This window comes from Pseudoflavonifractor sp. BSD2780061688st1 E11 (genome assembly GCF_005844125.1).
Classification (GTDB): Bacteria; Bacillota; Clostridia; order Lachnospirales; family Lachnospiraceae; genus Sellimonas; species Sellimonas catena.
In genome coordinates, this window is the sequence record NZ_SPHM01000005.1 from 44,127 (window position 1) to 58,755 (window position 14,629).

Below are 14,629 nucleotides of genomic sequence, written 5' to 3' on the forward strand. Positions count from 1 at the left end.
CAAGGCAGGTATGATCAAATTGTAAAGGTACCTTGTCAAAAGGAGGGATTCACTGCTTGAAAAATCGAGTCGAAGAGTTAAGGAAAAAATTAGGTATGAATCAAGAAGATTTTGCAAAAGCGATAAAAGTTTCTCGACAAACGGTTAGTTCGATAGAAACAGGCAAATATAATCCATCTTTGGAATTAGCCTTTGTCATATCTGATTTTTTTGGCGAAAGTATTGAGAACATATTCATCCATGAAAGGAGTGGAGAGAATGAAAAAGAGTAATTTGATAACCGGCTTTATATATCTCATTGCCGGTGTGATTCTTCTTTTAATTGCAATATTCACAAATACAAAATTGGATAGTTTGCTTTGTGGCTTTGCCGGTGTAGGAATCGGTCCCGGTCTTATGATAATTTTTAAATATTTCTACTGGAATAAACCGGAAAACAAAAAGAGATATCAAGAAAAATCAGAGAAAGAAGCGATTGAACTGCATGACGAATTAAATATAAAGCTGAGAGATAAATCAGGGCAGTCAATCGTGTACAGAAACACAATTGACTGCCCTGACTATTTTTATATAAGGAAAATCACTCGCAAAATGCTTGATACTTTTTCGCCACTGCTTCCGCTGTCTTCATGCCGTCCATGGCAGCCGAAGTAATTCCGCCTGCGTATCCGGCGCCTTCTCCGCATGGATACAGCCCCTGAACATTCACACTCTGCATCGTTTCATCTCTTGTAATTCTAACCGGGGAGGACGTCCTTGCCTCGACGCCGGAAAGAACCGTGTCGTCTCGGGAAAATCCATGAATTTTCTGTTCAAATGCTTCGATCCCTTCCTGAATGGAAGAAGCGATCTCCTCCGGGAAAATTCCACGTACATTGCCAAAGCAGTACGCCCCCTTCATCTGCGGAAACACCTCTCCAAAGGAATGGGAAATTCGGCCATTTTTAAAATCTCCGAAGCATTGTACCGGGATCTTTCCGTTTCCTGCTTCATATGCCCGCTCTTCCAGATGTCGTTGAAATTCCACTCCGGCAAGCGGTCCCTGATTTCCATCTGCAGCGTAGTCTTCCGGTGTCACAGTCACGATCACGGCGCTGTTGGCATTTTTTCCGGCTCTTCCATGATAACTCATTCCATTGACACAGAGACGCCCCTCTTCAGAGGACGCATTGACTACATAGCCTCCCGGACACATGCAGAACGTGTAGACTCCCCGCCCGTTTTCCGCTTTTGCCGTCAACTTGTATGCAGCCGCCGGAAGATCCGGATGTTGTTCCGTACCATACTGGGACAGATTGATCCGTTTCTGAAGGTGTTCGACACGGACGCCCACCGCAAAGGATTTTGCTTCCAGAAATACTCCTGTCTCTTTCAGCATCGCAAAGGTATCTCTTGCGCTGTGTCCCAAAGCCAGTACAACCACTTCCGCAGGAATCAGGGATTCTTTCCCCTGCTCTTCGATCCGGATTTCCTTCACTCTGCCGTCCCCGGTGCTGATTCCGGTCAGCTTTGTGTAAAACCGGCATTCTCCGCCGGAATCCTCTATGGATTCCCGCATCCGGCGTACCACATCAATCAGGATGTCCGTTCCGATATGTGGTTTATTCTCATACAGGATCTCCTCCGGTGCACCATGCGCCACAAAGATCTTCAGCACTTCCCGGTTTCTTCCTGCCGGATCTTTCACCAGAGTGTTCAGTTTCCCGTCGGAAAAAGTCCCTGCACCGCCCTCGCCAAACTGAACATTTGTCCTTGTATCCAGCACTCCGGTCTCCCAGAACGCCTCCACTACTTTTTTTCGTTCTTCCACCGGCGCCCCGCGCTCAATCAGAATCGGACGGTATCCGTGTTTTGCAAGCAGATACGCACAGAACAGTCCGGCAGGACCACTTCCTACTACTACCGGCCGGTGTTTCATCTCAGACGCTTCCCTGCACGCCGGAAACTCATACGATGTTTCTTTTTCTTCGGATACATCCTTAAGTTTTCTGCGGGACAGAATCGCTTTTTCCTTCTTCACTTTTGTCAGCTTCACATCAACCGTGTATACATAATAAATTTCCGGTTTTTTTCTGGCATCAATCGAACGCTTCCGGATTTCAATGGACTGGATCTCTTCTCTGGACACGCCAAGAGCACGCTCGACCTTTCTTTCCAGCTCCTCTTTTGTATGTCCGGTTTTAATTTTCAGTTGTCCAATCCTTAGCATGGCCTCTCCTTTCCGGCAGCACTGATGCCGGCCACATGACCGCTGGACCAGGCCCACTGCAGATTATAGCCGCCGCACATGCCGTCCACATCTACGATCTCCCCGGCAAAATACAGTCCCGGGATCAGACGTGATTCCATCGTATCCGGGCAGATTTCTTCGGTGGAAATTCCACCCGCACTTACCTGTGCCTGTTCAAAGCCGTTCGTACCGGTAATTTCCGTCTGAAATCCTTTGATGATCTTTGCAAGACGGTAACGGTTCTGATCTCCCAGCCTGTCCACTTTTAGTTCCGGAGGGATTCCTGCCCTCTTCAGGAACACCGCCGCAAGTTTCTCATGAAAGATTCCGGTAAAAAACTGATTCATCGTCTTTTCCGGCCGCATCTGAATTCTGCTCATGAAAAAGCTTTCCAGCTGTGTCTCTGTAAATTCCGGCATGAAATCAAGGTCCGCCACAATGTCAGTTTTCTTGTCTTCCAGAGCCCGCGCCGCGAAACGGCTTACCTGAAAGACCGGGATTCCGGAAATCCCGTATTCTGTAAACTGGATTTCTCCGATATCCAATGCCTCCACAACTCCATCACAGAGAAGTTCGATCTTTGCTCCCGCACGGACTCCTGCAAGAGACGGATAAAAATTTTCCCGGCATTTCAGCTGAACCAGTGCCGGCACACACGGAATGACCCGGTGTCCGAAGCTCTCTGCCAGCCTCATTCCGGTACCGTCCGCCTTTTGTACTCTTCCCGCAAGTCCGCCTGCTGTCAAAATCAGCTTTTCTGTCAGATAGACCTTTTCCTCTTCTCCGGTTTTTACAAGAACCGTACGCTTTTTACTTTTTTTCTCCTGCTTCAAAATGCTTTTTACTGCCTTTACCCGGAAACTGTTTCCTTCTTTTTGAATCTCCTCCACACAGACTGATGTCTCGATCCGGACATGCAGACGTCGAAGCTCCATGAGAAGGACATCCCGCACAGCGGATGCCTGTTCCGAGTGCGGATAAAGATACCCGTCTTTGTTTTTGGAGTAAAGTCCCAGTTCCATAAACAAACGGATCGTATCCGGCACCGGGAAACGGGAAATCACATCCTGGGCAAATTCCGGATGTTCTCCACGGTACGCTCCCGGTATCTGGTTAATATTTGTAAAATTGCATTTTCCGTTTCCAGTGGACAGAATCTTTTTTCCGAGCTGCTCATTCTGTTCCAGAATGGTCACTTCTGCACCCTGCCCCGCCGCCGCAATGGCGGCCATCATGCCGGAGGCGCCCCCTCCGATCACCAATACTTTCTCCATGCCTGCTCCTTTACTGAATCGTTACCACACCAGCTTCCACTAATTTCTGAAGGCTCATCAGAATTCCGAATTTGGCGTGTTCCCAGGTCAGTCCCCCCTGGAAATACACCGCATACGGCGGTTTGATCGGCGCATCTGCTGAGAGTTCGATGGAAGATCCCTGAACAAATGCTCCTGCTGCCATAATGACATCGCTGTCATAGCCCGGCATTGCCCATGGTTCCGGCGTCACATAGCTGTCCACCGGAGCAGCCGCCTGAATTCCCTGGCAGAAACGGATCACACCTTCCGCAGTTCCGAATTCTACCGCCTGAATGATGTCGTGCCGTTCTTCATCTTTGGACGGGATGACGTGGAAACCAAGTTCCTCATAGATTCCGGCCGCAAAGATTGCTCCTTTCACTGCTCCTTTGACCACAGTCGGCGCCAGAAACAGCCCTTGATAAAAGTCCTTCATAACTCCAAGGGACGCACCTACTTCTTTTCCAAGTCCCGGCGAAGTCAGACGGTATGCACAGTTCTCGATCAGATCTTTTCTTCCTGCGATATAGCCTCCGATCGGCGCAAGTCCGCCTCCCGGATTTTTGATCAGAGAGCCGACTACCATGTCTGCCCCCACATCGCTTGGCTCCTGCAGCTCCACAAACTCGCCGTAACAGTTGTCCACCATACAGATCACATACGGGAACCGCTCTTTGATAAAGCGGATCGCCTCTCCGATCTGGTCAACCGAGAAGCTCGGTCTCGTCTGATATCCCTTGGAACGCTGGATCGTGACAAGCTTGGTATCCGGACGTACCGTTTTTGCAATCTTTTCAAAATCAAAGCTTCCATCCGGAAGAAGATCTACCTGGCGGTAGCTGATGCCGTATTCTTTCAAAGATCCTTTGGACTCCCGGATTCCAATGACTTCTTCCAGCGTGTCGTATGGTTTTCCTGCCACGGAAATCATCTCATCTCCCGGTCTAAGATTGGCAGCCAGCGCAAGGGCAAGGGCATGGGTGCCGCAGGTAATCTGCGGGCGTACGAGAGCATCTTCCGTGTGAAAAATGTTCGCATACACCTGCTCCAGCGTATCTCTTCCAAAGTCATTGTAGCCATAGCCGGATACATACTGAAAGCACTCGGAATTCACTCTGGCTTTCTGCATCGCATGGACAACTTTCAACTGATTGTATTCTGCGATCCGGTCAATGGCTGCAAAACGCTCCTTTAAGGAGTCCTCAATCTTTGCCCCAAACTCATAGACCTTCCGCGAGATGCCTGCCTCCTCGTACTTTGCCTTTATGAACTCATCCATCTTATGACCTGTCATCTGATCCATTTTGTATTATTCCTCTTTTCCTTAGATTTTCCAGTAAAAATTCCAGTATTTTCATTTCATCGTAATCAAATTCCTGCTTCGGGACCCAGATCACATCTCTTTCCCGCTTAAACCAGGTAATCTGACGCTTCGCAAAGTGTCTCGTATCCCGCTTCAAAATCCGGACAGCCTCCTCAAAAGGGATCTCTCCTTCCAGATAAGCCAGAATCTCTTTATATCCGAGCCCTTTCATGGACACCATGTCCCTTGTGCAGCCCATATCCTTCAGTTTCCGGACTTCGTCGACCAGGCCCTCCTCCAGCATCTGGTCCACTCTCCGGTCAATCCGCCCGTAAAGCCTCTCCCGCTCATCGTTCAGGACGAAATACGCAAACTGATACGGTGACTCCTTCTGCCGCTCCGTCTCATTGTGTTCGGAGATTTTCTGTCCGGTCAGATGATAGAACTCCAGCGCACGAATTACCCGTTTCCGGTTATTCGGATGGATCTCTTCAGCCGCCCGTTCGTCCACTTCCCGCAGCTTTGCATGGAGCGCTTCCTCGCCGTACCGGTCTGCAAAATCTGCCAGCTCTTTCCGGTAACCGGTGTCCTCGCTGCTTTCCGTAAAATCAATATCATACAGAAGTGCCTGGATATAAAATCCGGTTCCCCCTGTCACAATCGGAATCATGCCCTTCTCATAGATTTCCTCCATCGCCTGTCTGGCAAGCTCCTGAAATTTCACAACATGAAATTCTTCTGTCGGTTCCAGCACATCAATGAGATAATGCGGCACACCGTCCATTTCTTCCGCGCGGATCTTGGCCGAACCGATGTCCATATACCGGTATACCTGCATGGAATCCGCCGAGATGACCGCTCCGCCGATTTTCTTTGCAAGCCCGATGGAAAGGGCTGTCTTCCCTACCGCCGTCGGACCTGTCAGTATGACCAGTGGTCGTTTCATTTTTATTCACCCTATCTATATGATTCGTTTAAATTTCTTTTCCAGTTCCCGCTTTGTCATGGCAATAATCGTCGGACGCCCGTGCGGGCAGTGATATGGATTGTCAAGCTTCAAAAGCTCCTTTAGAAGTTCCTCCACTTCCGCTCTTGACAGTCTGGAATTTCCTTTTACTGCCGCCTTACAGGACATGGATGCAATCTTTTCATCCAGAATCTCAGGCGTCATGTTCGTACTGACCTCATCGGAAAGACTGTCGATCATCTCCATAAGAAGTTCCTTTTTTGCCACACTGAACAGATTGTCCGGCACTGCGCGCACTGCAAAGGAATCTCCCCCAAAAGGCTCGATCTCAAACCCGATTCTGGTAAACCGATCCATGTACCTGCGAAAGAGCTCCGCCTCCTGCATGGACAGATCCAGAATAATCGGAGGACTGATGTACTGAGACGTATATTCCCTCGTCTTCATTCCCTTTAATGTCCGCTCGTACAGCACCCGCTCATGGGCCGCATGCTGGTCGATAATGTACATGCTGTCATGAAGCTGGACAATCCAGTAAGTATCAAAGACCTGTCCGATGATCTGATAGTCCGGTACAGATGCCTCATCCAGCAGCTTTTCATCAAAAAGCGTAAGCTGCTCCGCCGTCTGTTCCGGCTTCTGGTTCTTGATTTCGTCTTTTTTCCCTTCTGTTCTGGCTCGGTAAGATACCGCCTCCCGGATGCGTCCGCTGTCTACGGCCGGTTTGTGAATATCGCTCCGGTCTTTTACCTCTGCCGATGCATACTGATTATGATAGGCGGTCACCCGCTCCTTCATCCGTTCCATAAAGTAGTTTAAATCCCTCTTTTCCGGCTCCGGAACCGGTTTCTTTGCTTCCGGTTTTTCCTCCGGTCTGACAGGCGGTTCTGCGGCTGCCGGTATTTCTTTCTTTTGTTCCGGCACAGGAGCCTTCGGCGCTTCCGGCGCCTCGACTCTTGGAATCAGATCTCTTCCGTGCAGCGCCTTTGATACTGCCTCATACAGGAAGCGGTACACTTCCTGCTGATGCCCGAACCGCAGCTCCATCTTGGTCGGGTGAACATTGACGTCTATCTCCTCTCCCAGAATTTCAAGATGCAGTACCACAAACGGATATTTATGCTGCATCGTAAAATCTTTATACGCATCTTCCACTGCTTTTGAAAGAATCCCGCTCTTGATATATCGTCCGTTCACAAAAAATGTCTCAAAATTCCGGTTTCCCCGTGTCACGGTCGGATTTCCGATAAATCCGGAAAGCCGGATCTCTTCATTTTCCACAGAGATCTCAATCAGATTGGCCGTGATTTCCCGTCCATAAATATGGTATATCACATCCTTTAAGCGGCCATTCCCCGACGTATGCATCCGCTCCTGCCCGTTGTTGACAAACTGAAAGGAAATATCCGGCCTGGACAGGGCAAGCCGGGTCATCAGATCGCTGACATGACTGGCTTCCGTCATCGGGGTTTTCAGGAACTTTCTTCTGGCAGGCACGTTGTAAAACAGCTGGCGCACAAGAAAGGTTGTTCCGTCCTTCGCTCCGGTCTCTTCCATGGAAATCTCTTTTCCACCGGAAATCTGATACGAGGTTCCAAGAACATGATCCCGCCCCTTTGTAATCATCTCGATCCGGGAAACTGCCGCAATACTGGATAGTGCCTCGCCGCGGAATCCCAGAGAGGAAATATGCATCAGATCATCTACCTGGCGGATCTTACTTGTAGAATGGCGCAAAAAGGCATTCCGCACATCGTCCGGCTCCATCCCGGTCCCGTTGTCCGCAATCCGGATCAGCGAAATTCCGCCGTCCTCGATTTCCACCTCCACAGCGGTTGCCCTGGCATCGATCGCATTCTCCACCAGCTCCTTGACTACGGAGGCCGGGCGTTCTACCACCTCTCCGGCGGCGATCTTATCGATTGTAACCTGATCTAAAACCTGAATCTTTCCCATCGTTCCTCCTTACCACCGGTTGTTCAGCTTGTTCTGAAGCTGATACAGAGTATTCATCGCATCCATCGGTGTCATACGGCTGATATCCATTCCCTTGATCTCTTCAATCACATCATTGTCCGATACCGTGTCAAACAGAGACATCTGAGCCATGTCCACGACATCCATTTTCTTCGGCTTTTCTTTTGCCTTCGTCTCCTGTCCCTGCACGCTCATTTCGCGTACCCGCGTCGTAATATCCGCATCGGAAAGCTCCTCGGAAATCTCCTTTGCACGGGTGATGACAGTCTCCGGCACGCCTGCAAGCTTTGCCACCTGAATTCCATAGCTTCTGTCCGCCCCGCCTTTTACAATTTTACGCAGAAATACGATGTCATCGCCTTTTTCCTTGACTGCAATACAGTAATTGTTGACGCTGTCGATCTTTCCTTCCAGCTCGGTAAGCTCATGATAATGAGTCGCAAAGAGCGTCTTTGCCCCCAGCAGTCTGGCATTGCTGATATGCTCCACCACCGCCCAGGCAATCGAGAGACCGTCAAAGGTACTCGTTCCCCTTCCGATCTCGTCAAGAATCAGAAGACTTTTGCTCGTGGCATTACGAAGAATATTCGCAACCTCGGTCATCTCCACCATAAAGGTACTCTGGCCGGATGCCAGGTCATCGGATGCCCCGACCCTCGTAAAGATCCGGTCCACCAGCCCGATATTGGCCTGGGAAGCCGGAACAAAGGAGCCGATCTGCGCCATCAGTACAATCAGTGCGGTCTGTCTCATATACGTGGACTTCCCGGCCATATTCGGCCCTGTAATGATGGCCACCCGGTTCTTCTTGTCATCCAGGTATGTATCATTTGCAATAAACATATGATTCGGGATCATCTTCTCCACGACCGGATGTCTTCCATCCTTGATATCGATGGTTCCCTTTTCATTGATTTTCGGACGCGCATAATGATTCCGCTCCGCCACAAGTGCAAGCGAAGCAAATGCATCAACCGCCGCAACCGCCCTCGCAGTCGTCTGAATCCGTACAATCTCATCCGCAATCCGGTTTCGTACATCACAGTAAAGCTCATATTCCAGCGCATACAGCTTATCTTCTGCTCCAAGGATCAGATCTTCCAGTTCCTTGAGCTCCGGAATAATGTAACGCTCCGCATTGGTCAGTGTCTGTTTTCTTGTATAATAATCCGGCACCATATTTTTGAAAGAATTTGTTACTTCCAGATAGTATCCGAACACCTTGTTATACTTGATTCTTAAATTTTTGATACCGGTCTTTTCCCGTTCTTTCTGCTCCAGCTCGGCAAGCCAGGTCTTTCCGTCCGTCTTTGCTTTTCTAAGGCGGTCTACCTCTTCATGGTAACCGTCCCGTATGATTCCGCCTTCCTTCATTGCCATCGGCGGATCGTCAATGATTGCATTTTCCACCAGACTGCACAGATCCTCCAGCGGATCAATATCGTCATACAGTTTCTGAAGCAGCGGACTCTTCATGTCTCCCAGAATCGTCCGGATATGCGGCAGCATGGAGAGGGATGCCTTGAAGGCTGTCAGATCTCTTGGATTGGCTGACTGATAGGAAATCCGTCCTACCAGACGCTCCAGGTCGTAGACCGAGGACAGATATTCCCGGATCTCTTCCCTGGAAATTGCCTCCTTTAAAAGCTCCTCCACCGCATCCAGACGCTTCGTAATCTCCTCTTTATCAATCAGCGGCTGCTCCACATATTTCCGCAGGAGTCTGGCTCCCATGGCTGTTTTTGTCTTATCCAGCACCCAGAGAAGGGAGCCCCGTTTCTGCTTCTCCCGCAGAGTCTCGCAGAGTTCCAGATTTCTCCTTGTGGAACTGTCCAGCACCATATATTTTCCTGTGGAATACGTGGTCAGCTTCGTCAGGTGGGCAAGGGACGTCTTCTGTGTCTCAATCAAATACTGAAGAAGCGCTCCGGAAGCGGTCACGCCGCAGTCATAATCGGCGATTCCAAGACTCTCCAGAGATGCCACCTGAAAATGTTCTTTCAATGCTTTTTTACAAAGTTCCTCGTCAAAATACCATGCATCCAGAGAGGAAATGGCAACATGCATCCGGTTTTTCAGATCTTCCAGCTGAATCCCGCTTACATAAAGCGCCTCGTTGCAGATAATCTCGGATGGTGAAAATTTATAAATCTCATCAAACAGCTTGCTCTCGCTGTCTGTTTCTGTCACAAAATAATCTCCGGTGGAAACGTCCGCAATAGAGATTCCGTATCTTCCCGCGTCATAGACAATGGACATGATATAATTATTCTTCGTCTCATCCCTTGTCATGGAATCGATGTTGGTTCCCGGAGTGACGATCCGGATAACCTCTCTTTTCACGATCCCTTTCGCCTGCTTCGGATCCTCCACCTGCTCACAGATGGCAACCTTATATCCCTTCTCCACCAGCCGGGACAGGTAACTGTCTACTGCATGATACGGCACCCCGCACATCGGCGCGCGCTCTTCCAGGCCGCAGTTCTTCCCGGTCAGAGTAATTTCCAGCTCTTTGGACGCCGTCAGTGCGTCGTCAAAAAACATTTCATAAAAATCCCCAAGACGATAAAATAAAATGCAGTCCTTATATTCTTTTTTCGTTTCCATATATTGCTGCATCATTGGTGTTAATTCTGCCACTTTTGTTCTCCTTTTCTTTTGCTGCTTGTTCTATTTTATCTTTTTTACTTCCTGTTTTCGTGTTCAGGGAACTTTGCCCTGATATTACATTATATCACCATTTTCCGGGCAGCAAAAGTAAAATTTCGTTTTTGTTACCAAATGGGGATTTTCGGCTTTTCTTCCCCGTAAAGCACATGCAGCAGATAGCCGCCCAGATAGATTCCGATTGTACATAGAAGACCAAACAGCGCCATAAAGGGCAGGCAGATCTGGCCAAATAGCTGAAACGGTACGTTGCTGTAGTCCCAGATGCCGAGATTCAGCCATTTGTTGACAATGATTCCTGTAATAAATTCGCAGGAAGTCACAAAGATCATGCACCGTAAAATCTGGATTCCCAGCGGATCCCTCCATCTTCCCGCCCGACCCTGGGCCGTGCAGAATACAAGACACAGGCCGCCAAGTACGAACATGGTCCAGTGGGAAAATCCCCGGAAAACAATTTCAAATGTATAATAAAGGCAGCCTCCGACTGCCCACAGAAATAAGTATTCACTTAATTTTTTCATAAAAAACGCCCTCACTTTTGTACATTTCCATACATAGTGTGGGCGTTATTTCCGGCATTATACATCTGTCAGGCTGGCGGATTATTTTTCCACTGCTTCTCCAATGTAATAAAATCCTTTACACTCCAGAAGCTTCACATCGATGAGTTTTCCGATCTGCTCTTTTGTTCCCGGAAAATGAACAAGCAGGTTGTTGCCAAGTCTTCCTGTCACAAGAGATGGATCGTGTTCGTTGACCTGCTCTACCAGTGCGGTCTGAATGGTTCCTTCATGCTTTGCACACTCTTCGGAAGCGATCGTCTGAACTTCTTTTAACAGGCGGTCAAAGCGGTCTTTCACCACATCCTCCGGCACCTGCCCTTCCATAACTGCTGCCGGTGTTCCGGTCCGTTTGGAATAGATAAAGGTAAACGCACTGTCGTAGCGTACCTTTCTCACCACATCCAGCGTCTCCTCAAAATCTTCTTCTGTCTCCTGCGGAAATCCTACAATAATGTCGGTTGTAAGGGAGATGTCCGGCACTGCTTCCCGGATTTTGTGTACAAGCTCCAGATACTGTTCCTTTGTATATCTGCGGTTCATCTTTTTTAAAATCTCCGTGCTTCCGGACTGTACCGGAAGATGCAGATGATGGCAGATCTTTTTGGAAGTCCGCATGACTTCAATGAGTTCATCGGACAGATCCTTCGGATGGGACGTCATAAAGCGGATTCGTTCCAGGCCGTCGATCTTTTCCACTTCCCGTAAAAGCTCCGCAAACGTCATCGGTTCCTCCAGCGTCTTTCCATAAGAATTGACATTCTGTCCCAGAAGCATGACTTCTTTCACGCCGTCCGCTGCCAGATTTTCGATTTCCCGGATGATATCCCGCGGATTCCGGCTCCGTTCCCGTCCTCTGACATACGGCACAATACAGTAGCTGCAGAAGTTATTGCAGCCAAACATGATATTGACTCCTGATTTAAACGAATATTTCCGCTCGCTCGGAAGATCCTCCACGATCCGGTCCGTATCCTTCCAGATATCAATGACCATCCGTTCGGATTCAAACCGGGTGGCAAGCACTTCCGCAAATTTATAAATATTGTGGGTTCCGAAAATCAGATCTACAAATCGGTAGCTCTTTTTCAGCTTTTCCACCACATGCGGCTCCTGCATCATACAGCCGCAGAGTCCGATCAGCATGTGTGGATTTTTCCTTTTTACACGATTCAGCTGGCCAAGTCTTCCATAGACTCTCTGATTCGCATTTTCTCTGACCGTACAGGTATTGTAGATAACGAAATCCGCCTTTTCCTCCTGATCAATCATCGTGTAACCGATCTTCTCAAGAATTCCGGTCAGCTTTTCGGAGTCTCTGGCATTCATCTGACAGCCAAATGTGATGACCGCCGCTGTCAGCGGACGTCCCAGCTCCTCTGAAATCTTCCTGACATAGTCTTTGCACTTTTCAATAAAGTAATACTGCCGTTCCGGTTCTGTTACCGGTATATGTTCAATTGCATTTTCATTTGTCTGCATCATATAGCGCTCTCTTTCCTCAATAGTATTATAAGGAAAAGACTAACGAAATTATCCATGAATGTCAAGTACAATATGCTCCGAGATCCGTTTCCCGTGATCGTAAAAAATCTCATCTTCCTCTGTGATTTCCCGGTGCACTTCCGCCGGATGGCCAAAGGCAATGACATTGGGCGGAATGTCTTTTGTCACGACAGAACCGGCTCCGATAATGGAATGATCTCCAATTGTCACACCCGGCAGAATCGTCACATTGGAAGCGATCCAGACATTTGCCCCTGGAATATAAGATGAGAAAAAAGAGCTGACTTCCTGAGGGCGGGATGAGAACCGGAGAGACAGACGGCCTTAATGTGCCGCCTGTTTTTCCAGTAATTTCCGGATTTTCCTCCACAGGAAGAAGGACAAAATGACCGCGATATAGTCTGTCACGGACTGTCCGAGAATCACGCCGTTCAGCCCAAACAGCGCCCGGAGCAGATATAATAACGGGATCAGGAGAATTCCCTGTCGAAGCACTGAAAGAATCGTGGCCGGGAGCGCCCTTCCTACGGACTGCATACAGTTCATATTCACGAAGAGAAATCCGATCACGGGTCCGGAGAGCATATAAGCAACAAGCATATCCACACCGTAGAAAACGACCTCATTGTCGCTGATAAAGAGACGGATGATCTGTTCCCGGAACAGGAAATACAATGCCGTTGCCGCAATTCCTGCCACAAGACAGCATTTCTTTGTGTAGGATTCCACACCGCGGAACCGCTTCATATTTCCGGCGCCGTAATTGTAACCAAGCAGTGGCTGCACTCCATTTGCAATTCCCATCTGCAAAAAGGTGATAAACATATTGGCCTTGAATACAATTCCGATGGCCGCCACCGGGTCATTGCCATAGACCACCAGAAGCTGGTTGAGCACAATGGTGGAAACACTCATGAGAGCAGAGAAAATTGCCGTCGGGAGACCGGAACCGCAGACCTTCGTCAGGATTGACTCCCGGACGGTAAAGTCACTCCATTTCAGCGAAAGCACTTTGCTTTTCTTCAGGAAATACCAGAGATAATAACCACTTGCCAGGATATTTCCAATGGTCGTTGCGATTGCCGCGCCGGCTGTTCCCTGATTGAGTACGGAAATAAAGATCGGATCCAGAATAATATTAGCGACCGTTCCGATCATGCTTCCGATCATCGCCTCCTTACTGGATCCTTCCGCCCGGACAATAAAGCTGGCAGCCGCTGACCAGATGATGAACGGCGCACCATAGGAAATGTGGAAGGTATACCCTTTTGCGAACTCATATGTCTCTGCATTGGCGCCAAACACTGCCAGAATCGGATCCATAAAGACGATCAGAATCAGTGCAAACAGTATTCCAACAATCAGAGAGGCATAGGTGACAAAGGACGAAGTCTGCCTTGCCCGTTTCTCATTTTTCGCACCGAGGGCCATGGAAAGGACTGCGCTTCCTCCCATCCCGAACATGTTGGCAAACGCCATCATCAGAATAAAAATCGGATTGGTCAGGCTAACAGCCGCCACCTGAAGCGGATCCCCGGTCTGTCCCACGAAAAAGGTATCCGCCATGTTGTAGACGACTGTCACAAGACTGCTGATAACACTGGGAACAGCCATCTTTGCCACGGCCTTTGAGATTTTCATCTGTCCCATCAGTTCATTCTCATTCATTTCTCTTCTCCTCCTCTTCCAGATTTTCCAGCATTTTAGCCGTAATCTTCATAAATACAGCCTGCTCTTCTCTGGAAATGCCACGCAGCAGAACTTCTTCCGACTGCTTGATTTCCGACCGGAGGGCACTTCGGATCGCCTTTGCTTTTTCCGTAAAGACAATTTTTTTCAGCCGTCCGTCCTCTTCGTCCGGTACACGGACAATCAGTTCTTCCTCCTCCAGATGCTTTAATACTTCTGTCGCTGTAGAAGGACGAAGGTCAAATTCCTTTTCAATCTCTTTCTGATACACGTTGTGTTTTTCACTTTCCACCAGAATATAATCCAGCACATTCCCTTTTGCTCCGGTAATACCCAGGGTCTCCTGCACCTTTCTGGAACGTCTCCGGAGCCGGTTGGAAATCCGGTTTATCATTTTTCCTGTTTCCATGCAGGTTCACACTCCTCTGTAAT

General features: G+C 48.8%; 12 protein-coding genes and 1 pseudogene. 2 read left to right on the forward strand and 11 right to left on the reverse strand.

The genetic code is table 11. The annotated features are described in order from the left end of the window. The first annotated feature begins 56 nt into the window (after positions 1-56). Positions 57-272, forward strand: coding sequence for a helix-turn-helix transcriptional regulator (locus FGQ85_RS03510; RefSeq protein ID WP_138372670.1), 216 nt, complete (start codon positions 57-59; stop codon positions 270-272). Next, positions 259-654, forward strand: a complete 396-nt coding sequence (locus FGQ85_RS03515; protein WP_138372671.1) for a hypothetical protein — start codon at positions 259-261, stop codon at positions 652-654. Before FGQ85_RS03510 ends, FGQ85_RS03515 begins: the two co-directional genes overlap by 14 nt. Here FGQ85_RS03515 and FGQ85_RS03520 read toward each other — a convergent pair. The 11 genes and pseudogenes from FGQ85_RS03520 to FGQ85_RS03570 all read right to left on the reverse strand — a co-directional run bounded on the left by FGQ85_RS03520 (position 581) and on the right by FGQ85_RS03570 (position 14,606). Then, positions 581-2,209, reverse strand: coding sequence for an FAD-dependent protein (locus FGQ85_RS03520; protein ID WP_138372672.1), 1,629 nt, complete (start codon positions 2,207-2,209; stop codon positions 581-583). The two genes, FGQ85_RS03515 and FGQ85_RS03520, sit on opposite strands and share 74 nt — an antisense overlap. Beyond that, positions 2,203-3,504, reverse strand: a complete 1,302-nt coding sequence (locus FGQ85_RS03525; RefSeq protein ID WP_138372673.1) for an NAD(P)/FAD-dependent oxidoreductase — start codon at positions 3,502-3,504, stop codon at positions 2,203-2,205. The genes FGQ85_RS03520 and FGQ85_RS03525 overlap by 7 nt, the downstream gene beginning before the upstream one ends. Positions 3,505-3,514: 10 nt before the next feature. Beyond that, positions 3,515-4,804 (reverse strand): methionine gamma-lyase family protein, encoded by a 1,290-nt coding sequence (locus tag FGQ85_RS03530; RefSeq protein ID WP_138372733.1) that lies wholly within the window; start codon positions 4,802-4,804, stop codon positions 3,515-3,517. 1 nt (position 4,805) lies between these two features. Further along, positions 4,806-5,774, reverse strand: a complete 969-nt coding sequence (gene miaA, locus FGQ85_RS03535; protein ID WP_118636042.1) for a tRNA (adenosine(37)-N6)-dimethylallyltransferase MiaA — start codon at positions 5,772-5,774, stop codon at positions 4,806-4,808. Between the two features lie 15 nt (positions 5,775-5,789). Then, entirely contained in the window at positions 5,790-7,751 is a 1,962-nt protein-coding gene (gene mutL / locus FGQ85_RS03540; RefSeq protein WP_138372674.1) for a DNA mismatch repair endonuclease MutL, read from the reverse strand. 9 nt (positions 7,752-7,760) lie between these two features. Further along, positions 7,761-10,412, reverse strand: a complete 2,652-nt coding sequence (mutS, locus tag FGQ85_RS03545) for a DNA mismatch repair protein MutS (RefSeq protein ID WP_347563040.1) — start codon at positions 10,410-10,412, stop codon at positions 7,761-7,763. Between the two features lie 134 nt (positions 10,413-10,546). Continuing rightward, positions 10,547-10,963: a hypothetical protein gene (locus FGQ85_RS03550; protein WP_087168906.1), complete on the reverse strand. Its 417-nt coding sequence runs from the start codon at positions 10,961-10,963 to the stop codon at positions 10,547-10,549. A gap of 81 nt (positions 10,964-11,044) precedes the next feature. After that, positions 11,045-12,487, reverse strand: coding sequence for a tRNA (N6-isopentenyl adenosine(37)-C2)-methylthiotransferase MiaB (miaB, locus tag FGQ85_RS03555; RefSeq protein WP_087251958.1), 1,443 nt, complete (start codon positions 12,485-12,487; stop codon positions 11,045-11,047). Positions 12,488-12,535: 48 nt separating this feature from the next. After that, positions 12,536-12,763: pseudogene (locus tag FGQ85_RS03560) on the reverse strand (sugar O-acetyltransferase); the annotation flags it as partial. Between the two features lie 69 nt (positions 12,764-12,832). Further along, a complete protein-coding gene (locus FGQ85_RS03565) occupies positions 12,833-14,176 on the reverse strand; it encodes an MATE family efflux transporter (protein WP_138372676.1) in 1,344 nt (447 codons plus the stop codon). Beyond that, the gene (locus tag FGQ85_RS03570) at positions 14,169-14,606 is read right to left on the reverse strand and encodes a MarR family transcriptional regulator (protein ID WP_087168910.1); all 438 of its coding nucleotides are present in this window, start codon (positions 14,604-14,606) and stop codon (positions 14,169-14,171) included. Before FGQ85_RS03570 ends, FGQ85_RS03565 begins: the two co-directional genes overlap by 8 nt. Positions 14,607-14,629 lie beyond the last annotated feature (23 nt).

What these genes read in the sequence shown, in the direction of transcription:
- FGQ85_RS03515 (WP_138372671.1), top strand. Translation starts at nt 259, where the DNA reads ATGAAAAAGAGTAATTTGATAACCGGCTTTATATATCTCATTGCCGGT.
- FGQ85_RS03520 (WP_138372672.1), bottom strand. Translation starts at nt 2,209, where the DNA reads ATGCTAAGGATTGGACAACTGAAAATTAAAACCGGACATACAAAAGAG.
- FGQ85_RS03525 (WP_138372673.1), bottom strand. Translation starts at nt 3,504, where the DNA reads ATGGAGAAAGTATTGGTGATCGGAGGGGGCGCCTCCGGCATGATGGCC.
- FGQ85_RS03530 (WP_138372733.1), bottom strand. Translation starts at nt 4,804, where the DNA reads ATGGATGAGTTCATAAAGGCAAAGTACGAGGAGGCAGGCATCTCGCGG.
- miaA (WP_118636042.1), bottom strand. Translation starts at nt 5,774, where the DNA reads ATGAAACGACCACTGGTCATACTGACAGGTCCGACGGCGGTAGGGAAG.
- mutL (WP_138372674.1), bottom strand. Translation starts at nt 7,751, where the DNA reads ATGGGAAAGATTCAGGTTTTAGATCAGGTTACAATCGATAAGATCGCC.
- FGQ85_RS03550 (WP_087168906.1), bottom strand. Translation starts at nt 10,963, where the DNA reads ATGAAAAAATTAAGTGAATACTTATTTCTGTGGGCAGTCGGAGGCTGC.
- miaB (WP_087251958.1), bottom strand. Translation starts at nt 12,487, where the DNA reads ATGATGCAGACAAATGAAAATGCAATTGAACATATACCGGTAACAGAA.
- FGQ85_RS03565 (WP_138372676.1), bottom strand. Translation starts at nt 14,176, where the DNA reads ATGAATGAGAATGAACTGATGGGACAGATGAAAATCTCAAAGGCCGTG.
- FGQ85_RS03570 (WP_087168910.1), bottom strand. Translation starts at nt 14,606, where the DNA reads ATGGAAACAGGAAAAATGATAAACCGGATTTCCAACCGGCTCCGGAGA.